We start from the raw sequence: 19,302 nt of genomic DNA on the forward strand, positions 1-19,302 counted from the left end.
CGATGACGGTTGCGTGGATGGTGCTGAATTTGAGTGGAGGGTGCGGCCTTAACCGAGCAATACGCTGCACGTGGTTCGCGTTCCTGGCTGGTTAGCTTGCCGTTTTGCGCTCGGTAGTGCGCGCGGGTTTGAGGATCTGATCAACCCGTTGGGGCGAGACGCCGAGCATGACGGCGGCCTCCCGCACGGTGTATCCCTCATCCTTGAGTCGGCGAGCCAGGGAGCGGCTGAGCTGCCAGGCGCGGGTTTCGCGGTCGGCCGCCTCGGCACGCAGGTCGCGCAGCTCGGCAATCTCGGCATCAATCTCCGGTGTGATGGTCGGCACCAAGTGCACGTCGACCTCGGCTGTCGGTACGTCGAGCACGAATGCGATTGCCTCCCGCTGTGCGACGGCGGCTTCGGTCAGCCGCCTTACCTGCGAGATCGCGCCCGGCGCTTCATCGCACTGGATGATCCACCATTCACCCTTGCGGTGCGCCCGTGACGTGTACGTGGTCACTTCCACCACCCCTCTCCCAATTCGTTCTCAAACTGCTTCCAGACGGCACGTGCGGTACCGTCCGGGACTTCCGAATGCCGACCGATCGTGCTGCGCTCTGGCCCACGATGATGCCTCTGTGACGCGTCAACTCGACCTCCCGATACTCCAAGCCGGCAGACTTCGCTGCCGCCTTGATCCTTTTGAGCACCGCCTGCTTCGTCACCCGGCAACCCTAGTGGCCTTGATGATTCGTGTCAATCCCTCTAGACAAATTGAACATTCGGGTGCTGGAACGCCCGAGTGACATCCTTCGCGACCTCCCCGTTGCAGTTGCAGCACGGGGTCCGCTTGCGGCCACCGGTGATGGATCGAATCGCGAACTCAAGCGCAATTTCACTGTCGTTCGAAAAGTGCCCGCTGAAGGTTCCCCACCGGGCACGCGATCTGCATCAAAACGCGGTCTCGAATGTATTGTCGCGACGGCTTGAATTGCCGCCCGTTGATCGTCCGTCTTGCGGACGCCGTTCACGCATGTCAATACGAGCGAAAGGCTGTCCGCTCGGCCGATTAGCGGTTGACCAGCAGTCCTGCGTCGAAAAGGGATCAACCGGTGCTTGTCTGCTGCGTGCGCGATCCGCTAATGTGCGTCGATGCGCTTGTGACGCTCAAGGACTAACCGGATCATGCTGCTGGTGAGGTCGGGATCGCAGACTTGCGCGTAGTGGTCGCTGCCGGTCGCGAACACGTTGGGCGTGTTGGGCTTGAGCGTGATCAGGGCGTCCTGCACCTGGGGCTACGCTCGTTCCAGGGTTTGGGTCAGCGCCGCCGGAACAGTAGGTGAGACACCGAACGGTTCGGTCTTGCTGATCACGGCGGCTGGCACGTTCGGCAGCGGGCCGCCGTTCTGAATTGCACTAGTGGCCTCGTCCGCGTCAACGGTCTCCCAGTCGGGCTGATCATCGAGGGCGGTCCCCGGTTTGTTGAGGGTCTCGGCGTAGGCAGGCCACTGAGCGCCGAACACTTGCTTGATGTTCGGGCCGAACGCGTCGACGAACACCAACCCGGCCGTTGCGGACGGGGACGTTTGGGCGAACGGGCGCGGCGAGTACCGCGATTCCCATGATGACTCGAGGCGCGCTCACCATGACTCCCCTGCTGTAACGGTTCTCCTACCGACTCAGCGCGGCGAAGTTTGAAATGCTATCGCCGACCGGTAGCTCGGCGGTGCGCGGTCCCGGAGTGGGAGTCTTCACGACGCCGCCCGGCCCCAACGTGCCGGCGGCCGTGAATGTGTCGATCACCCATGGCACATTATCGGATGTCAGCGGCAAGGGGCCAGCCTGCAATTGGAAATGCAGATGCGCCTCGGTCGAGCTGCCCGAGTTGCCCAGCCGCCCGATCTCCTGACCTTTCTTGACGGTCTCGCCGACTTTCACTTCAGCAGACCCTTGCTTCAAATGGGCGTACAGAGCATAGATTCCGTGACCCAGATCCAAGATGATCTCGTTTCCCGGCAACTGGTCAGTCGGCAACTCTAACTGTATTGCCGAATTCGGTGTCCCATCCGGCCGGTCCGAAACCACCGTGACGACTTTGGCGTTGGCGACCGCGATCAGCGGCTGATCGAACGCGTGATAACTGGTGTTCCGGCTCAGGTCACCGCTATAGCTGCCTTGGATCGGCTCTGTGCCCTTCGGCGCTTTCGGGTCGATGCGGATGAAGTCGATGGCGAACCGTTCCGCACCGTTGATCCGGCCGCCGATCGGTATCGGCGTCATACTGTGCGCGTTGAGCGATTGGGAGCTCAGCCCGTTGAACGCCACCCAGTTGTCGCCGATCAGCGGCGGCCCGATCACAACGGGAGAGTTGCACTGATGCGATGTGTGAATGTTGCCGGAACGGACTTCTTGGTCGGATAGACGTCCCGGAGAACGATAATCGCGGCCCGGCCGGCCGGAATATCCGTCGACCCTAACATCGCAGGCGAATAGTCACCGGTCAGTATGGTATTGCCCGCGACCTGTTCCTGATCCAACGTCGCGATGACCTTGCCGCGGTCGTTTCCGGCGATGGTCTCCATCTTCGTCATCGTCGCATCCCGCGGTGCGTCGTTGAAAACGCTGAGTTCGTATGCCACGTGAAATTTGTTGTCCGATCCCTTGACCGGGATCGGCGCCGGTGCGAGCGTGGTGATGATCAATGGCGAGAGCTGATCCTTGGTCGCCTGCCGGTAACCGGGCAGAGCTCCACTACCGCCGGCGCCTGCCCCGTTGACGGCCGCCGTCCGCGTGGGTGCCGCAGTCACACCCGCCCCTGTGCAGGCCGTCAGCACCAACAGGCATGCCACGGCCAACCCCGCTGCGGTCAATCGGATCGCATTGTTGAATTCTGGCATGCGGGGCATCCTCACGATCGATCTGGGCATCGGAGTGGTAGTGCACATACGCGACTTAATCGAACCTCACCATAGGGTCAGCCAGCGGGCAACCAGCTTCAGCGCCGCCTCAAGGCAGCGGCCTCAGGATACGCCCACCCTGAGACCAGGTACTCCGCCCCCGTTGTGGGCCCGGTCAGCGTTCCGTTTGCGGAGCGTTATCCGCCCGCCGAAAGCTGTCGAACGTTAGTCGTCGTAGTGGAATCGTGTCTGGAGGATTACGAGGTCGTTCTCAATGACACGGTAGACGAGTCTGTTGAAAGGTTCGTTGTTCCCGGATGGCCGGATCGGGTCGGTCGGATCGTGGACGGATCCGCCGATGCTGAGTTTGACACCTTTGACAGCGAGTTCGTCGACGATGTCCTTCGCATCGCGGAGGGATCGGGCCGGCCGGTCGAGCTTAGCGACAACGAGGGTGTCGCCGTTACGGCAGGCGGCGCGGCCCCCACTCGGGCACCCGTCCCAGACGGCGAACCCTGACAATTGGCCGTTCCTCAAGCACCCAATTCTGCGCCCGCTCACCGTCCGTTCAGCGCGACACGCCCGAGCTGGAGGGCCCGCGCCCCCATCGAGACCGTCGGCGACGCTTACGGCAACGCAGCGGCTGCACTCCCTCGGGAACCTCCTGCCCAAGGAATTCTCAGGAACTGCTAAGGTCAGCACGACGGCCGATCAACCTGTGATGCCGCCAACAAACCGGTGGCATGAAACCCGGGATGCTTCACGACTCCCGCGGCTGGGGCCGAGGGACGAGAGAAGCGTGCAGGATGGTTGAGAAGGCGGCACACGAGGCGGGCACACGAGCCGCGGGCGGCGCCGGGGCCTCGGCCGGGATCGACGATGCGGCCGAGTCGGGTGGCGGGGCGGCGCCCGTGGGCGCTGGGCCGCGAGTGTTGTCGCGTCGTGCCCTGATCCGGGGTGTGGCAGGGTCTGCTGTGCTGGCGGGCGCTGCGGCGACGCTGGCGGCGTGCACGCCCGGGACGGCCTCCGCGGGGGCGTCGGCGTCGAAGGCGGCATCGGGGGCGCCAGCATCGGCATCCGCATCGACATTGTTCGCGGAGCTGGACGCCAAGATCCTGGCGTTGATGAAGAAGTACAAGGTGCCCGGGTCGGCGGTGGGCGTCTGGTACAAGGGTGCCGAGCATGTGCGCGGGTTCGGGGTGACGAATGTGGAAGACCCGCAGCCGGTGACCGGGGACACCCTGTTCCGGATCGGGTCGACGACGAAGACGGTCACCGGGACGGCGATGATGCGCCTGGTCGAGCAGGGCAAGGTCGGCCTGGATGCGCCGGTGCGCACCTACCTGCCCGATTTCGCCACTTCCGACCCGTCCGTGGCGTGGCAGGTGACGGTGCGGCAGCTGCTGAACCACAGCCCGGGATGGTTGGGCGACAACTTGGTCGACTACGGGCGGGGCGATAACGCGTTGGCCGAGTACGTCGCCGGGGTGGCGAGGGTTCCGCAGCAGACACCGCTGGGCTCGACGTTCCAGTACAACAACACCGCGATCGGCGTGGCCGGCCGCATCATCGAGGTCGTCACCGGATCCACCTATGAGGATGCGGCGCGCTCGTTGGTCCTGGACCCGTTGAAGCTGGCACACACCGGGTTCTTCGCCGACGAGATGATCGGCTACCGGTTCGCCGCCCCCCACCAGCAGGTGCCGGCTGCCCAGGAAGTGCCGGGCAAAGCCGTGGTGAACCGGTCGGACTTCTACCTGCCGCGCTCCTTGAACTCGATTGGCGGGCTGCTCTCCAGCGCACGGGATCAGTTGGCCTATGCCCGGTTCCACCTTGCCGGCACGGGGGTTGCCGCGGACGGAAAGCAGATCCTCAGCCCGGCCGCGCTGAAGGCGATGCGCTCAAACCCCGGCCCCGGTGGCACCCTGTTGATGGAGCTGACCGGGATAGGGGTGACCTGGATGCTGGTGCCCAGCGCCGAGGGGGTCACCATCGTGCAGCACGGCGGCTCCTGGCCCGGCTACGAGTCCGGGTTCCTCTTCGTGCCCGGCCGCGACTTCGCCATGACCTTGCTGACCAATTCCTCCACGGGCAACCCCGCGGTCGGGGAGCTGCTCAACAACGACTGGGCGCTGTCACGGTTTGCCGGCCTTCACAATCCGCCCGCGGACCCAAAGAAGTTGTCGGCTGCTGACCTGGCACCGTATGTGGGCCGCTACAGGTTCCAGGAGATCGACGGCACCGGCGCGAAGCCGATCACGAAGACCAGCACGCTCCAGCTCACCGCCCACAATGGGCGCCTGCGCATGAGCGGGCTGGATGAGAATGGCAAGGAACTCGAGCCGCCGACCGGCGGCGCGCCGGAGTTGGCTCTCTATCGCGACGACTACGTACGCCCGTACGACAGCGACGGCAACCCGCTGGCGGCGCGGAGCAATTTCATCCGTGACGCCAACGGCAAAGTGCAGTGGCTCCGCAATGGCGGCCGACTCGGCCGCAAGATCTCCTGAGGGATCGAAAACCACCGCACCACCCGTTGCGCTTGTCCCAGCTGAGCGAGGGAATTCGGCCGTCGACGGCACGTTCTAGAACGCTCGCAAGGCGGCACCGGCGGTCGAGATCCCGTGGAACTAGGCCGCTGCCTCAACAAATTTGAGACAGAACCACGCAATGCAACATCTGTAGTGAGATTGCCCTAACTTAGATGAGACAGGACAGGGGTGACCGGCATTGACAGTACGGGGCGTGAGGGTCGAGCGCTGCGGCTCGTGAAAGCGCGTCGAGTGATCGTCCTCACGGGGACGGCGGTTCTCGCGCTGTCGCTGGCCGCTTGCGCGAGCGCTGTTGGGTCCGGGGAGGGCACCGGGTCGGAGCACGGCACCAGACAGGGTGACGGAAGCCACGGATCGGCGCAGGATTAACGGCCACCCCCGCATCCGCAGTCCCGATCGTAACTGCGGCCCACGCGCACGGCGTCAAGGCAGAACTGCTGTTGAGCAACTACGACGACGGCGTCGGCGACTTCTCGCCGGCGATCGCAACGAACGTGCTCAGCAGTCCGGCCAACCGTGCCGCAGTCGTTGCCGAGCTCGTCGCGAAAGCGAAGGCCGGCGGGTTCGACGGAGTGCAGCTCGATCTGGAGTCGATGCACGCGTCCAACGGCGACGGCCTCACCGCATTCGCGGCAGAGCTCCGCGCGGCACTGCCTGCTCGGGACACCATCTCGATCGCACTGATGGCAGCAGACACGGCCGCGGGGTATGCAGACGCGGGCTATCAGGTTGAGGCACTGAGCGCATCCGTCGGCCGCTTCGTGCTGATGGCTACGACGAACACGGTCCGACCTGGAACGGCGTCGGACCGATCGCAGGGACACCGTGGGTGAAGAGGGCGCTCGCCGCTCTCATCGACACCGGCGTTCCGCGAGACAAGATCGACCTCGGTGTCGCCGAATATGCGTACACATGGCCCGGCGACGGCACGGACGGAACTCAACTGACAGTCGCCGCGGCGCGGAAGCTGCCCACTTCGACGTGATGCAGGACGAGTGGACCGCTACGCTCGACGACAGCACGGTGCTCTGGTGGTCGGATGCGCGCACCCTGGCCGAACGCACACAGCTCGCCGCACGGTACAGCGTGCATGGCCTCGCGATCTGGGAGCTGAGCCTCGGCGACCCGCTCGGCTGACCGCGTGCCGTCAGGCGTCGGCCGGCGGCAGCTTGGTGCCGAGCCCCTTGAAGCTGAAATCACCGATCGTCTGCGAGCGCAGTTCGGCGGCCCTGGCCAGAACCAGCTGGCACAGCACCGTCTCGACGATCGTCCGCACAAACGCATCCGATTCTTCGGGCAGATCGACTACCGTCAAGAGCGGATGCCCGTGGCCGGCCACTGCGGATCCCGCGCCCGAGCTCACCGCGCCCGAGCTCACCGAGCCCGATCTCTCCGCGCCCGATCCCGCCGCTCCCGAGGTCACCAGGATGACCGGTACGCCGGCCTCGAGGAGTGCCCCGGGAATGGACTCGGGGATGGTGCGTTCGCGCCCAGCGCCGAATGCGACGACCGCACAGGCGGGTGATGCCGCTTCGATCGGGCCGTGGAGGTAGTCAAGCGTGTTGTATGCGGTGGCCGGCAGATGAATGCCTTCCCGGCACATCAACGCGAACTCCGCGGCACTGGCGTACGAGGCGCCCTGCCCGATGACATCGACGCTGCCGGCTCCGGCGATGACTTCGGCAATCGCATTCGCGCTCGGGGTGAGCGATTGGAGAGCACCGGCGACGGTCGCGGGAACGCGAGCCATGGCATCCGGTGTCGAGGTGAGGCCCAGATGATCCAACAGCAGCGCGAACGACAGCAGCGTCGCCGTGTAGCCGACGGTGTACACGGCCGAATCCGGCACGCCGCCCAGGGTCAGAATCGTGTCGACCGTCTCGGAAAGCTGTGACCCGCGCACGTTGGTGATGCCGATCCGCTCGGCCGGCGCAAGCCTCCTGGCCGCTTCGAGGGGCTCAGGGCTACGCCCCGACTCGGAAACGATCAGATAGTGATCGGCCGGTTGAAAGCCGGGTGCGCCGTTCAGAACATCCGACGCGGTCAGATTGACCGCGCGGATTCCAATGGCGGCCAAGACGGCAACCAGCGCGTGGCCGGCATTGTGCGACGCGCCCATCGCGACGATGGCGATGGTCTCCTTCGGCAGCCACGGTCGCAGCCGCGCGGCGCCCAGGTCGCCCAAAAACGCTGTGCGAGCACGTTCGAGCTGCACCGGTTGCGAGTGCACGGCGGTGAGGAACGGCACAGTCTCCATGGTCACCCCTTGACGGATCCGGCGCCGAGGCCGCTGACGATGTAGCGCTGGAAGATGATGGCGATGATCAGCGGCGGAATTGCCGCGATCAGGCCGCCGGCCGAGACCAGACCGAAGTCGGTCGTGTAACGCCCCGCGAACTCGCTGATGGCGACCGGCAGGGTCTTTGCGGCATTGCTCGAGGTGAAGATCAGCGCGTACATGAACTCATCCCAGGCGAGAAGGAACGCGAACATGACGGCTGCGAAGATGCCCGGGCGTGCGGCAGGCAGCACAACGTAGAACAGGGCGCCGAGGCGCGACGTGCCGTCGATGCGCGCGGCCTCTTCCAACTCCTCGGGAATCGTCACGAAATAGTTGCTCAGGATCCACAGTACGAACGGCACGACGAGTGAGCAGTCGACCAGGATCAGACCCGTGCGGGTATTCAGCAGACCAAGCGAATTCAGTATCAGGTAGAGCGGGATCAGCAACGCGATCTGCGGCAGCATGTACGTGCCGAGGAAGAGCAGCAGCACAGCGCGCCGGAAACGGAAGCGCAATCGTGCGAACGCATACGCTCCAAGGATGCCCACGATCATCGAGATGATCACGGTCGCGACACCGACCACCGTCGAATTGAACAACGCCGCGCGGAATGCCGCGCCCACGCCGTTCGCGCCGCCCCCGAAGATTGTGGCGTACCGGCTGAAATCGAAGAATTGCGGGATCCAGCGCAGCGGCGTCGTGATGAGCGTTCGCTGCGGAGTGATGCTCGCCAGCACCATGTAGGCGACCGGGGCCAGGCAGCACACCGCGACGACGAAAGCACCGATGTGCAGCAGGACCGAATTGCGCGTTTTTCGCTTCATGCGTGTTTTCTCTTCATATCGGGCGCCTCATAGCAAGCTCATTTCTGACCGGCGCAGCAGTCGGAGATAGATCGCCGTCAGCGCCAGGATGACGATCACGATGATGACGGCGATGGCCGAACCGAGCCCGAAGTTCTGGTCGGAGAACGCTCGCTCATATGCGTAGAAAGCGATCGTCGAGGTTCCGTTGACCGGCCCGCCGCCCGTCATCGCGTAGATGATGTCGAACACCTTGAACGCTTCGACGGTGCGCAGCACGAGGACGATCGAAATAGCGGGCACCAGCATCGGCAGCACAATCGAGCGGAAGATGCGCGGCCAACCCGCTCGATCGAGCTGCGCCGCCTCATACAACTCACCCGGGATGGTGGTGAGCCCGGCGAGCAGGAAAAATGCGACGAGTGGAATCGTCTTCCACGCATCCGCAACGATCACCGCGTTCAGCGCCGTGAACGGGTCACCGAGCCACGCCTTGTATTCCTTCATGATGCCGAGTTGCGTGAGCAACGCGTTGAGTGCTCCATACTGCGCGTTGTAGATGCCCTTCCACATCGCGGCGTTGACGATCGTCGGGATCGCCCACGGAATGACCACGATCGTGCGGAACAGCCAGCGTGCCTTCAGCTTCGCGTTGAGCAGGATTGCAACGAACAGCCCGATCACGAGTTCGAGAGCGGTCGAGACGATCGTGAAATAGAGCGTGCGACCAAGCGAGTCCCAGAACTGCGGCTCGGACAGGGCATTGAAGTAGTTGCCGATCCCGACGAACGGGGTGACGGTTGCAAGCGCGGAGTTGACCTCGAACAGCGACACGAACACGGTGCGGAAGATCGGGTAGATCACGACCCCGAAGACCACCACCGCGGCCGGTAGGAGCAGCCAAAAGGCCAACCTGCCCTGCCGGTCACGATGCCGTTTCTTCTGTCGCGGCACCGTCGCGAGCGGTGCGCTCTTCTTCGTGCTTACAACCGTCATCACGGGTTAGGAACCAGCCTTGGCTGCCTGCGCGACCGCATCGTCGAGCGCCTTCTGAGGTGATTCGCTGCCGAGCAGAGCCTTCTGCAACTGCACTTGCAGGATCTGCGAAACCGCGTTGTAGTCAGGCACTTCTGGGCGGTTGATCATCGAATCATAGGCCTTGCTTCCCGCGGCGAAGACATCGGGATTCGACTTCGTGATGGCCGTCTTCGTGTAGCTTGCCTTCCAGTTTGGCAGCCACCCTTCGGTGTACTTGTCTTGCACCGGCTCGCTCGTCAGATATTTGATCAGAGTCCAAGCGGCGGCCTGGTTCTTCGAGCCGGTCGGGATCGACAGCGCCATCGAACCGTTGACGCCCGGGTTGAGGCCGGTCGGTCCGGTGGGCGGCACGGTGACGGCGGATTGGCCGACGATCGACGAGATACTCGAGTTGTTCAGGTCGGCGTAGGTCGACTCCCAGTTCAACTCCATTGCTGTCTTGCCCGCAGCCATCGACTTGTCGGTGTCGTTCTCAAGGTAGGTCAGCGACGCGGGGTCGGTGAGACCATCCGTGATGGTCTGTCGCATCCAGGTCAGTGCCTGCACACCCTGCGCGTTGTTGACATCGAGTTTGCCCGACGAATCGGTGAAGCTCCCGCCGAAAGCGCCGAGGATCACCGCGTAGTCGCAGATGAGCGCTTCGGCTTGGGACCAGCTCCAGGACAGCGGATACTGCACAACGCCCTGGGCCTTCAGCTTCTTCGCCACGTCGAGAACGCCCGCCCACGTCGTGACATCAGCGCCGGTCGCTCCGACCTTGGCCAACATGTCCTTGTTGTAGAAGAACAGTTTCGTCGATGGCCCCCACGGCACGCCGTAGTACTGATTCTTGTACTGGGCCGTCGACAGTGCGCCGCCGAGCATGGTGTCTTTCCAGCTGGCCGGGAACTTCGCGGTCAGGTTCGCAATCAGGCCCTTGGATGCGAACTCGGCCGGCCAGATGACGTCGGTGAGCACGACATCGTAGGTACCTGCCGGCGCAGACGTGACGATCTTGTCGTGAAGCGCCTCGTATGCCACGTAGGTCGGATTCACCTTGATCTTCGGGTATTTCTTCTCGAACGCTGCGATCATGGCGTTGATGTCGGTGTCGGAATAGCCGGCCTGTTTCATGAACAGTGCATTGATCGTTCCGCTGTTGTCGCCGGTTGCCCCCGTGACGGACCCTGCTCCGGTCACGCTGCAACCGGAGATGACGAGCGTGATCGCCGCTGTAACCGCGATCCCGCTGACTATGCGCCGAATGCGCCTCTTACTTGACTTCATGTGTTCCTCCGAACCCAGACATCGTTGATTGGTTTTCGAATTCTGTGCTGTGCGTTGTGTTGCCCTGTGTTGTGTTGCGCTGTCTTGTACTGCCCTGTGTGACGAGTCGTCGCGCGAGTGCGACGGCTCCGATGACGGGCGGGTCGGCCAGCAGGCTGACCGCCAGCCCGAGATTGAGTGCTTCGATGTGCCGAGTCAGTGCCCGGTACAGGCGAGGCTGGTTCGTGATCACGCCGCCCGCGCACACCACGTCAACGCCGACTGCGCCTCGCGCGTGCACGCGCGCAACATCCCGCGCCAGGATGCACGCAGCCTCGTCGATGATCTGCGCGGCGATGGCGCTTCCCTGGTCCGCGGAGTTGAACACCAGCGGTCCGAGCCGCGCCCAGGCTGCCAGACTCGCGTTCGCGGTGAATTCGGCCGCCATCACCGCGACGTCGTCGACACCGAAGTGCTCCATCAGCCGGAGCGCGAGGCGATCCGGTTCTTTGCCCTCGTCGTCGGCATCCGTCACCGCCCGAACAGCCTCGCGCGCGAGGCTCGGTGCGCTTCCCGGGTCGTCGAGCAGGTAGCCGTGCCCGCCTGCTGCCACAACATGGCCGCTCGCGCTGTGTCCGACGACCTTGGACCCTGTGCCGACGATGACCGAGACGGCCTCGTCGAGTCCGGCAGCGAGCGCGACGAGCTCGACGTCGTTCACCGCGATCACCGGTCCGACGCGGGCAGCGGTCAGGAGCGCGCTGAACTGATCGATTTGGTGGCGGCTGTCCAAGTCGTGCGCCCCGATGGCGAGGGGGGCGGCATCCGCACCGTCGAGGTGGGCGAACAGTCCGAGCAGGCGTTCGGCGTTGGAGTCGTGCGCGAGCAAGGTGCCCTGCAGCCAGTCCTTCGTCGGAACGCTCAGGTCAAGTAGCACGTTGTCGTCGGACTCGGCGCGCACATGCGTCTTGGTACCGCCCAGATCGATGCCGACGATCACATCAACTCCCGTGTTGAATCACTTTCTTATCGGACTGATAAGAAGTAACCCGAGCATATCCACGCCGTTCGCCGGTTGTCAAGGCGCGGCGTGCGGCGTCGGCGAGTTCGTCAGTACGACAGGTACGCGAAGTTGTTGACCTCGGCAGCGGCCAGCTCAGCGGCGCCGATCAGCACAGCGTCCTCTCTAAACGCCGCAACTTCGATCCGTGGCACCCGAATGATGCGCCCCGTGAGCCGTCGCTGGATCTCCGGGACGAGCGCTTCGGCATTGCCGAAGGTGCTGGCGATGACGACCAGCTCCGGGTCCAGGATGATCACCAGAGCGGCGACCGCCATCGAGATCATGTCGACGATCTCGGTGGCCAGTTCTTGCGCCGCCCGGTCGCCGTTCGAGGCCAGCGCCAGGATTTCCTCTGCGGTGGTGAGAGTGCCATCCGGCACGGGGATGCCGCGTTCTCGGGCCTGCCGGGTGATCGCCGCTGATCCGATGCGGTCCTCGAGGTCGCCGTGCTCGCCGTAGGAGCGCCCGAACGCCGAGCGATCCATGAGCAGGTAGCCAACCTCGCCCGCGTTCGCGGTCGCGCCGAGGTACAACTCGCCGTTGGTGATGATGCCGGCGCCGAGCCCGCGATTCAGGAGCAAGGCCACCAGGCTTGTGGAACCCCGCCCGGAACCGCGGCGCAACTCCCCGAACGCCAGAGCATCGGCGTCATTTGCGACGACGAGCGGCAGATCGAATTCCGCGCCGAGAATGCGCCCGAGCGGTATCTCGTCCCAGCCGATCTCCGGCATGCTCGCCACGAGTCCGTTGGGTGGCAGCACGGTTCCTGGAACCGCAACGCAGAGGGCGACGCACGGTGCAGACATCCGGTCGGCGGCGGCGATCAGGTAGCGCAGCAGGTCCCCGATCGAGGCCAACTGGCGTTCTTGCACTTCAAGTTTGTGTTCGGCCGGCACGTCGGGCCCGGTGCTGTCTTCCAGGGCGACGTCCCGCCGGAAAACGATTCGGCCCTCCAAATCCACCAGCACTCCGGATGCCCGCTCCGCATGAACCTGAACGGATGCCACCGACCGCGCCCGACCTGCGTACCGCAGGAGCAACGATGGCCGGCCCCCACTGGATGGCTCACTTCCCGCCACAGCGATAATGCGCTCGTCCAGCAGCGCTGCGGTGAGGCGGTTGACCGTTGCAGAACTTAAGCCCGTCCGCCGGCAGATTTCGCGCTTCGACAGGGCACCCGAGTTGCGAAGCAGTTCGATGATCGCAGTCCGGTTGACCTGTGCCAGGGACCGGGTCGTTGCGGCCCCTGTCGATCGCGCTGCCTTCGTACCGGCCATCGGTGCTCATTCCCTACTGACGATGAAGCTCACTTTATTGTCACACTATCAACTAACTCGTTCCGCCAAGCTCGCTGTCGGATGTTGGGATGCGCGGCAGTTTATCGGGCATGATTGGTGATGGTCGTGTCGCTCGGCGCCGAAACCTTCGATTCAAGCGGTATCACGCAGTAAAGGAGCATCCGTGGAATTCATCTTGTTCGCATTCGGATTCGTGATTTTCATTCCGATCTCGATCTGGGCGGTGGCCGCCGGGCTGCAGAACACCCGACAGGAGCAGCGCGAGCAAAAGCTCGCGCTTGCGCACCCCGAACTCGAGCACTAGCTCCCCCGAGGTGCCGATGCCGCAACCATGCGCGCTCGCGTTCGACGGCGCACGGCAAACCCAGGGCTTCGAAGCCGTGTCCGCTTCGAAGCAGTGTGTGTGGTGCGCCCGGTGGGGCTCGAACCCACGACCCGCGGATTAAAAGTCCGATGCTCTACCAACTGAGCTACAGGCGCGCACCCGTTAATCTATCGCGAATTCGCCATGTCGTTTCACACAGCACGTTCGGCAGCGGCGTTGCGAGGCTGCGCCTGCGATGATTGTCTGAATGGCGATTGCGCGCAGGAGCCGGGCAGTTGGGAGGACACACGATGGCGGATGACTTCCACAAGCCGACTCTGTTCTCGGGCAGCAGGTTTGACTCGTGGCGCGGTGCGGACGACCCGGCTGAGACCATGCGGATCGCTCACGAAACTGCGCACGCACTACTCACGAGAGTGCGGGCCCAGCCCGACGCGGAGGTCGTCGATCGGCTCGTCGCGTTCACCGACGAGAACGGAATCGACGCGATAGCGGAGCTATGGGCGCGGTCATCGGCGCGGAGCCTTCCTGGCGCCCTCTGGCGCATTTATCTGTTGCGGCTGTTGATCCGGCAGGATCCAGAGGGCACGAGCTTTCTGTTCCAGCGCGGCGTCGAGATCACGACGACGATCGACCCGGTCATTGCAGGGGCCCCGACCCCGACCGGGCCGGCGGAAATCACGGAGCTGGCCGATCGCATCCTGCGCGGTCTATTCGAGGGCGACTTCGCAATCGCCCTCGAACGCGCAGCCGCATTCTGTCGCGTCACAGCGGCCGGTTGCACCAGCGTTGCAGACGATTTGGATGCGACGGAGCCGACGCGCTCAAGCGAACTCACCACACGTGCCCTGCGCTTTTCAGAGACTGCCACAGAGCTGGCCGGATGCGCGCGACTCTGGCGCGAGGACTCGCTCGAATAGTCGGGCCGCAGAACGCCTCTCGGCGGGAGGCCGCTCGGAGCGGCAAATATTGGAGCCCGGGGTTACTGCGGCCCGGCCGTGTTCAAGTGTAGACGACCCTGATTCACACCGCGATGTCTGTTCGTGCGCTCTGAGCGAAGCCCCAGAAATAGCCGACCCAGGTCGCTGCAGACTCGAAAAGATGCACTCGCGGCCGGAACAGGGCACAATACAGAGACGTTGTGACGCACGATCGCACGGGCGCCACCACGCGAGAGACCGCGGCGTTACTGGGCGGAGAAGACCCCCGGTAACGCCGCCTTTCTGTGCGCCCCGCTGGTCGAGTAGCCCGCGAGCGTAGCGAGCGGGCGTATCGAGACCGAGGGTCGCCGAGCCCGCGGGTCTCGATACGCGTATTCGCTGCGCTCATGCGCTACTCGACCACCGGTGCTGAGGGCGGTCGCGCCTGCGGGTCTCGATACGCGTATTCGCTGCGCTCATGCGCTACTCGACCACCGGTGCTGAGGGCGGTCGCGCCCGCGGGTCTCGATACGCGTATTCGCTACGCTCATGCGCTACTCGACCACCGGTGCTGAGGGTCGCTACGCTCATGCGCTACTCGACCACCGTGGCGGAGGCTACCCGAAGCGACCGGAGACGTAGTCTTCCGTTGCCTGGACGGTCGGGTTCGAGAAGATCGAGACGGTATCGCCGTATTCGATGAGTTTGCCCGGCTTGCCGGTGCCTGCGATGTTGAAGAACGCGGTTCGGTCAGAGACGCGCGATGCCTGCTGCATGTTGTGGGTGACGATGACGATCGTGTACTCCTGCTTGAGCTCCTCGATCAGGTCCTCGATGGCCAGCGTGGAGATCGGGTCAAGTGCTGAGCACGGCTCGTCCATCAGCAGCACATCGGGGGAGACCGCGATCGCGCGGGCGATGCACAGGCGTTGCTGCTGCCCGCCTGAAATGCCGGAGCCGGGGATGCTCAGACGATCCTTGACCTCGTTCCACAGGTTCGCGCGTTGCAGTGACTTCTCGACGAGGTCGTCCTGCTCGCTCTTGGGCATCCGCCGGTTGTTGAGCTTGACACCGGCGAGCACATTGTCGCGGATCGACATCGTCGGAAACGGATTCGGCCGCTGAAAGACCATGCCGACCTGGCGGCGCACAAGCACGGGGTCGACCCCGGGGCCGTACAGGTCATTGCCGTCGATGCGCACCTCGCCTTCGACGCGGGCGCCGGGAATCACCTCGTGCATGCGGTTGAGGGTGCGCAGGAAGGTGGACTTGCCGCATCCGCTCGGTCCGATGAACGCGGTGACGGTGCGCGGTTCGATCGTCAGCTCGACGCCCTCGACGGCCTTGAACTTGCTGTAGTACACGTTGAGGTCGCGGACCTCGATGCGCTTGGACACGGTGTGTTCCTTCGGTTTGATTGGCGAGACTTCAGCGGCCGTACTTCGGCGCGAACGCCTTGGCGACGATGCGGCCGATCAAGTTCAGCAGCATCACGATGATGATCAGGGTGAGCGCACCCGCCCAGGCGCGATCCAGGAACGCAGACGCGGGTGTGCCCTGGTTCGCGTACTGGGTGTACACGAACACGGGTAGGGTCATCATGCGCTCGCTGAACAGGTTGTAGTTCATACTCGCCGTGAATCCGGCAACGATCAACAGCGGTGCGGTTTCACCGATCACGCGGGCCACGGCGAGCATGACGCCGGTGGTCAGCCCGGCGAGAGAGGTGGGCAGCACCACCTTCAGCACGGTCAGCCATTTGGGAACTCCGAGTGCGAAGGATGCCTCACGCAGTTCGTTCGGCACCAGACGCAGGATCTCCTCGCTGGAGCGCACGACGACGGGGATCATCAGAACAGACAGCGCGATCGACCCCATGAAGCCGCTGCGGATGCCGGGCTGATTGAAGATCAGCGCGAACAGCGCGTATGCGAACAGGCCGGCGACGATCGAGGGGATGCCCATCATCACGTCGACCAGGAATGTGATGCCGCGTGCGAGGTGGCCCCGACCGTATTCGACCAGATAGATGGATGCCAGCAGGCCGATCGGCACGGAGATCAGCGCGGCCATGCCGGTCACCTCCAGCGTGCCGACGACGGCGTGCAGTGCGCCGCCGCCCGGGCCGATGACGTTGCGCATCGACTCGGAGAAAAAGTTCGCGTCGAACCGGGCGAGGCCGTTGGCCACGACGGTCCAGAGCAGGGAGATCAGTGGAAGCAGGGCGATCACGAACGCGGTCGCCACCAGCGAGGTGATCAGCCGGTCGATGGCCTTTCGGCTGCCCTCGACGAGAAGCGAAAGCACGTAGAGCACGACGTCGAACAGGATGGTGCCGAAGAAGATTGCTCCGACAACGTTGAAACTCGCGGCAGCACCGCTTGCAGCGAGCACGGCGAAGATCGCGCCGAAGATCACCCAGCTGCCGACCAGCACCATCCAGGTGGTGCCGCGGGGGAGCTTGCCCGCCGTCAACGCGTTGCCGATCGGGCGGGCGGTGAGCGTTGCGGTGGCCATCAGTTCGCTCCCGAGAAGGCTTTGCGGCGCCCGACGATCCAGCGGGCGAGCACGTTGACGAGCAGGGTGACGACGAACAGCACGAGACCCGTCGCGAGCAGCGCGTTCACGCTGATTCCGGATGCCTCGGGAAACTGCAGCGCGATGTTCGCTGCGATCGTATTCGGGTTCTGAGCCTGCAGGAGGAAGAAGTTGACGACGAGGGCCGGAGAGAGCACCATGGCGACCGCCATGGTCTCACCAAGCGCCCGGCCGAGGCCCATCATTGCGGCGGAGACGATGCCGGCGCGGCCGAACGGCAGCACGGCGATGCGCACCATCTCCCACCGGGTCGCGCCGAGGGCGAGCGCGGCTTCTTCGTGCAGTCGCGGTGTCTGCAGGAAGATTTCGCGGCACATCGCGGTCATGATCGGCAGCACCATGACTGCAAGCACGATGGCGGCGGTCAGGATGGTGCGGCCGGTACCGGAGACCGGCCCCGCGAACAGCGGAAACCAGCCGAGGTTGTCTGTCAGCCAGGCGTAGAACGGCTGCACGAACGGGGCGAGAGTCAGGATGCCCCAGAGCCCGAAGACAACGGACGGCACCGCGGCGAGCAGGTCGACGATGTAGCCGAGAGTCTGAGCGAGGCGGCGTGGGGCGTAGTGCGAGATGAACAGCGCGATCCCGATGGACAGCGGGGTGGCGATGAGCAGCGCGATCGCGGCCGACCAGATCGTGCCGAAGACCAGCGGGCCAACATAGACCCAGAAGTTCGCCGCGTTGTTCGGCATCGTCTTCGGTCCGGCGACGAGGGCCGGAATGCTCTGAACGATCAGGAAGATCGCAACAGCGGCGAGAACGGCCAGGATGACGGAACCGGCCACGACGGTGCTGATCGAGAACACCCGGTCGCCGAGGCGAACCTTGACCTTGCCCGTGCGCACGGCTTCGGCAAGCGTCGGACCGGTGCCGGCCGGCCCGCTACCTCGCGGTTCGGCGCCCGCCGGCCCGCTACCACTCAGTTCGGTGTCTGCCGGCTCGGGCGCTGCTGGCTCGATACCTGTCGTTTCCGTGGTCATGCTGCGCTTTCTCGCGGATCTGGGGTGTTCTGCGATTTCAGCGCCAGGGCCTGGGCTGCGCAGTGCCCGGGTCGTGCTCGACCCGGGCAACACCGCGTGGTTTGACTACTTGATGGTGGCGATCGCCGTTGCCACCTTTGCTGCCAGTGTTGCGGACAACGGAGCGGATCCGGCAGACTTCGCGGCAGTCTGTTGGCCGGCGTCGCTGGCGATGTAGCTCGCGTAACCCTTCACCAGGGTTGCCTTCGCGGCATCCTTGTACTGCTGGCAGGCGATGAAGTAGCTCACCAGCACGAGCGGCCACGCGTTCGCGTCGGTGTTCGTGCGGTCGATTGCGATTGCCAGGTCGTTGCCGGTGCGTCCGCTGGCAATCGGCGACTTGGCGACCACGTCGGCGGCGCCCGCTGCGCTGATCTTCACGAATGCGCTGCCGACCTTGAGCTGTGCGATGCTGAGACCGGCCGCGCCGGACTCGTCGATGTACGTGATGCTGTTCTTCGCGGCCTTGGTGGCGTCTGCGACACCGGACGTGCCTTTTGCCGCGTCACCGACCTGGTATGGGAAGGTCTGCCCGGACGGCTTGGTCCACACGCTCGGCGCGTTTGCGGCCAGGTACTCTGTGAAGTTCTGCGTCGTGCCGGAGTCGTCGGAACGGTGCACGACCGTGATGGCTGCGTCCGGCAGCGTCGCGCCCGAGTTGAGCGCGGCGATCTTCGGATCGTTCCACTTCGTGATTGCACCGCTGAAGATGCCTGCGATGGTGTCCGCGTCGAGCTTGAGGTCTTTCAGGCCGTCCACGTTGTACGCGATCGCAATCGGCGAGATGTAAACCGGAAGGTCGATCGCGGAACTGCCGGCGGCGCATCCGACGAAGTCACTCTTCAATTCGGTGTCCTTGAGGGCGGCATCCGAACCGGCAAAGTCGGCGGACCCGCCGATGAAGCTCGTGCGGCCGGCTCCGGAGCCCTGCGGGTCGTAGTTGATCGTCGCACCGCTGTTCGCGGTCTGAAAGCCGGCGGCCCAGGCAGTCTGCGCCGCGCCCTGTGCGGAGGAGCCGATGCCGTTGAGCGTGCCGGAGAAGGCTGCTGCGGCCGACGTGGTTGCTGTGCTTGCTGAACCGCCTGACTCGTTGGACGCGCAGGCAGTGAGTGCGAGGGCCGCCACGGCCAATACGGCTACGGGAGCGCCAAATCGCTTGAAATTCACGGATGAACCCTTCGGGAATCGTGTTGTCGTCGTTCGGGCCGGTGCTGACCCGGTAGCGACGCTATTTCCCACACGTGACGAGGGTGCCTCTTCTCGGTGAACGGAAGGTTAACG

The 19,302-nt window shown here is 64.4% G+C and carries 22 protein-coding genes and 1 tRNA gene; 6 read left to right on the forward strand and 17 right to left on the reverse strand.

All coding sequences use genetic code 11. The features are described 5' to 3' along the window. Positions 1-91: 91 nt before the first annotated feature. From QU604_RS05015 to QU604_RS22145, 6 genes are all read right to left on the reverse strand, one after another. On the reverse strand, positions 92-499 hold the full coding sequence (locus QU604_RS05015; protein WP_308467695.1) for a hypothetical protein: 408 nt from the start codon (positions 497-499) through the stop codon (positions 92-94). A gap of 619 nt (positions 500-1,118) precedes the next feature. After that, a complete protein-coding gene (locus QU604_RS05020; protein ID WP_308467696.1) occupies positions 1,119-1,268 on the reverse strand; it encodes a hypothetical protein in 150 nt (49 codons plus the stop codon). A gap of 6 nt (positions 1,269-1,274) precedes the next feature. After that, positions 1,275-1,538 carry a hypothetical protein gene (locus QU604_RS05025; protein WP_308467697.1) on the reverse strand — a complete coding sequence of 88 codons (264 nt, stop codon included), beginning with the start codon at positions 1,536-1,538 and terminating at the stop codon, positions 1,275-1,277. Positions 1,539-1,650: 112 nt separating this feature from the next. After that, entirely contained in the window at positions 1,651-2,337 is a 687-nt protein-coding gene (locus QU604_RS05030; protein ID WP_308467698.1) for a M23 family metallopeptidase, read from the reverse strand. Further along, positions 2,334-2,876, reverse strand: a complete 543-nt coding sequence (locus QU604_RS05035; protein WP_308467699.1) for a hypothetical protein — start codon at positions 2,874-2,876, stop codon at positions 2,334-2,336. The genes QU604_RS05030 and QU604_RS05035 overlap by 4 nt, the downstream gene beginning before the upstream one ends. A 225-nt stretch (positions 2,877-3,101) precedes the next feature. Continuing rightward, positions 3,102-3,413 carry a recombinase family protein gene (locus QU604_RS22145; RefSeq protein ID WP_409349997.1) on the reverse strand — a complete coding sequence of 104 codons (312 nt, stop codon included), beginning with the start codon at positions 3,411-3,413 and terminating at the stop codon, positions 3,102-3,104. Between the two features lie 269 nt (positions 3,414-3,682). On the opposite strand from QU604_RS22145, the gene QU604_RS05045 reads away from it, so the two are divergent. From QU604_RS05045 to QU604_RS05060, 4 genes are all read left to right on the forward strand, one after another. Beyond that, complete coding sequence (locus QU604_RS05045) at positions 3,683-5,386, forward strand: serine hydrolase domain-containing protein (protein ID WP_308467700.1); 1,704 nt, start codon at positions 3,683-3,685, stop codon at positions 5,384-5,386. A gap of 482 nt (positions 5,387-5,868) precedes the next feature. After that, positions 5,869-6,261, forward strand: coding sequence for a glycosyl hydrolase family 18 protein (locus tag QU604_RS05050; protein ID WP_345784276.1), 393 nt, complete (start codon positions 5,869-5,871; stop codon positions 6,259-6,261). After that, a complete protein-coding gene (locus QU604_RS05055; RefSeq protein ID WP_308467701.1) occupies positions 6,258-6,413 on the forward strand; it encodes a hypothetical protein in 156 nt (51 codons plus the stop codon). The genes QU604_RS05050 and QU604_RS05055 overlap by 4 nt, the downstream gene beginning before the upstream one ends. Next, a complete protein-coding gene (locus tag QU604_RS05060; RefSeq protein ID WP_308467702.1) occupies positions 6,410-6,565 on the forward strand; it encodes a hypothetical protein in 156 nt (51 codons plus the stop codon). The genes QU604_RS05055 and QU604_RS05060 overlap by 4 nt, the downstream gene beginning before the upstream one ends. A 10-nt stretch (positions 6,566-6,575) precedes the next feature. Here QU604_RS05060 and QU604_RS05065 read toward each other — a convergent pair whose 3' ends face one another. The 6 genes from QU604_RS05065 to QU604_RS05090 form a co-directional block, all read right to left on the reverse strand. Continuing rightward, the gene (locus tag QU604_RS05065) at positions 6,576-7,685 is read right to left on the reverse strand and encodes an SIS domain-containing protein (RefSeq protein ID WP_308467703.1); all 1,110 of its coding nucleotides are present in this window, start codon (positions 7,683-7,685) and stop codon (positions 6,576-6,578) included. A 2-nt stretch (positions 7,686-7,687) separates the two neighbouring features. Further along, entirely contained in the window at positions 7,688-8,536 is an 849-nt protein-coding gene (locus QU604_RS05070; RefSeq protein WP_308467704.1) for a carbohydrate ABC transporter permease, read from the reverse strand. 27 nt (positions 8,537-8,563) lie between these two features. Further along, positions 8,564-9,511, reverse strand: a complete 948-nt coding sequence (locus QU604_RS05075; protein WP_308467705.1) for a carbohydrate ABC transporter permease — start codon at positions 9,509-9,511, stop codon at positions 8,564-8,566. 6 nt (positions 9,512-9,517) lie between these two features. Continuing rightward, positions 9,518-10,819 (reverse strand): extracellular solute-binding protein, encoded by a 1,302-nt coding sequence (locus QU604_RS05080; protein WP_308467706.1) that lies wholly within the window; start codon positions 10,817-10,819, stop codon positions 9,518-9,520. Continuing rightward, positions 10,806-11,798, reverse strand: coding sequence for an N-acetylglucosamine kinase (locus tag QU604_RS05085; RefSeq protein ID WP_308467707.1), 993 nt, complete (start codon positions 11,796-11,798; stop codon positions 10,806-10,808). Before QU604_RS05085 ends, QU604_RS05080 begins: the two co-directional genes overlap by 14 nt. 110 nt (positions 11,799-11,908) lie before the next feature. After that, positions 11,909-13,138 (reverse strand): ROK family transcriptional regulator, encoded by a 1,230-nt coding sequence (locus tag QU604_RS05090; RefSeq protein WP_308467708.1) that lies wholly within the window; start codon positions 13,136-13,138, stop codon positions 11,909-11,911. Positions 13,139-13,322: 184 nt separating this feature from the next. Here QU604_RS05090 and QU604_RS05095 point away from each other — a divergent pair, with 184 nt between their 5' ends. Next, the gene (locus QU604_RS05095) at positions 13,323-13,463 is read left to right on the forward strand and encodes a hypothetical protein (RefSeq protein WP_308467709.1); all 141 of its coding nucleotides are present in this window, start codon (positions 13,323-13,325) and stop codon (positions 13,461-13,463) included. A 100-nt stretch (positions 13,464-13,563) separates the two neighbouring features. Here QU604_RS05095 and QU604_RS05100 read toward each other — a convergent pair. Next, positions 13,564-13,639: transfer RNA gene (locus QU604_RS05100), tRNA-Lys, on the reverse strand. A gap of 135 nt (positions 13,640-13,774) precedes the next feature. On the opposite strand from QU604_RS05100, the gene QU604_RS05105 reads away from it, so the two are divergent. After that, positions 13,775-14,404 (forward strand): DNA-directed RNA polymerase subunit beta, encoded by a 630-nt coding sequence (locus QU604_RS05105; protein ID WP_308467710.1) that lies wholly within the window; start codon positions 13,775-13,777, stop codon positions 14,402-14,404. 617 nt (positions 14,405-15,021) lie between these two features. Here the strand turns inward: QU604_RS05105 and pstB are convergent. The 4 genes from pstB to pstS all read right to left on the reverse strand — a co-directional run bounded on the left by pstB (position 15,022) and on the right by pstS (position 19,188). After that, on the reverse strand, positions 15,022-15,801 hold the full coding sequence (gene pstB, locus QU604_RS05110; protein WP_308467711.1) for a phosphate ABC transporter ATP-binding protein PstB: 780 nt from the start codon (positions 15,799-15,801) through the stop codon (positions 15,022-15,024). Between the two features lie 31 nt (positions 15,802-15,832). Further along, on the reverse strand, positions 15,833-16,921 hold the full coding sequence (gene pstA / locus QU604_RS05115; RefSeq protein WP_308467712.1) for a phosphate ABC transporter permease PstA: 1,089 nt from the start codon (positions 16,919-16,921) through the stop codon (positions 15,833-15,835). Further along, positions 16,921-17,982, reverse strand: coding sequence for a phosphate ABC transporter permease subunit PstC (gene pstC / locus QU604_RS05120; protein ID WP_308467713.1), 1,062 nt, complete (start codon positions 17,980-17,982; stop codon positions 16,921-16,923). The genes pstA and pstC overlap by 1 nt, the downstream gene beginning before the upstream one ends. A gap of 105 nt (positions 17,983-18,087) precedes the next feature. Continuing rightward, positions 18,088-19,188: a phosphate ABC transporter substrate-binding protein PstS gene (pstS, locus tag QU604_RS05125; RefSeq protein ID WP_308467715.1), complete on the reverse strand. Its 1,101-nt coding sequence runs from the start codon at positions 19,186-19,188 to the stop codon at positions 18,088-18,090. Positions 19,189-19,302 lie beyond the last annotated feature (114 nt).

It is taken from the genome of Rathayibacter sp. SW19, from assembly GCF_030866825.1.
Lineage (GTDB): Bacteria > Actinomycetota > Actinomycetes > Actinomycetales > Microbacteriaceae > Rathayibacter_A > Rathayibacter_A soli.

What these genes read in the sequence shown, in the direction of transcription:
- QU604_RS05035 (WP_308467699.1), bottom strand. Translation starts at nt 2,876, where the DNA reads ATGCCAGAATTCAACAATGCGATCCGATTGACCGCAGCGGGGTTGGCC.
- QU604_RS05045 (WP_308467700.1), top strand. Translation starts at nt 3,683, where the DNA reads ATGGTTGAGAAGGCGGCACACGAGGCGGGCACACGAGCCGCGGGCGGC.
- QU604_RS05065 (WP_308467703.1), bottom strand. Translation starts at nt 7,685, where the DNA reads ATGGAGACTGTGCCGTTCCTCACCGCCGTGCACTCGCAACCGGTGCAG.
- QU604_RS05070 (WP_308467704.1), bottom strand. Translation starts at nt 8,536, where the DNA reads ATGAAGCGAAAAACGCGCAATTCGGTCCTGCTGCACATCGGTGCTTTC.
- QU604_RS05075 (WP_308467705.1), bottom strand. Translation starts at nt 9,511, where the DNA reads ATGACGGTTGTAAGCACGAAGAAGAGCGCACCGCTCGCGACGGTGCCG.
- QU604_RS05080 (WP_308467706.1), bottom strand. Translation starts at nt 10,819, where the DNA reads ATGAAGTCAAGTAAGAGGCGCATTCGGCGCATAGTCAGCGGGATCGCG.
- QU604_RS05090 (WP_308467708.1), bottom strand. Translation starts at nt 13,138, where the DNA reads ATGGCCGGTACGAAGGCAGCGCGATCGACAGGGGCCGCAACGACCCGG.
- QU604_RS05105 (WP_308467710.1), top strand. Translation starts at nt 13,775, where the DNA reads ATGGCGGATGACTTCCACAAGCCGACTCTGTTCTCGGGCAGCAGGTTT.
- pstA (WP_308467712.1), bottom strand. Translation starts at nt 16,921, where the DNA reads ATGGCCACCGCAACGCTCACCGCCCGCCCGATCGGCAACGCGTTGACG.
- pstC (WP_308467713.1), bottom strand. Translation starts at nt 17,982, where the DNA reads ATGACCACGGAAACGACAGGTATCGAGCCAGCAGCGCCCGAGCCGGCA.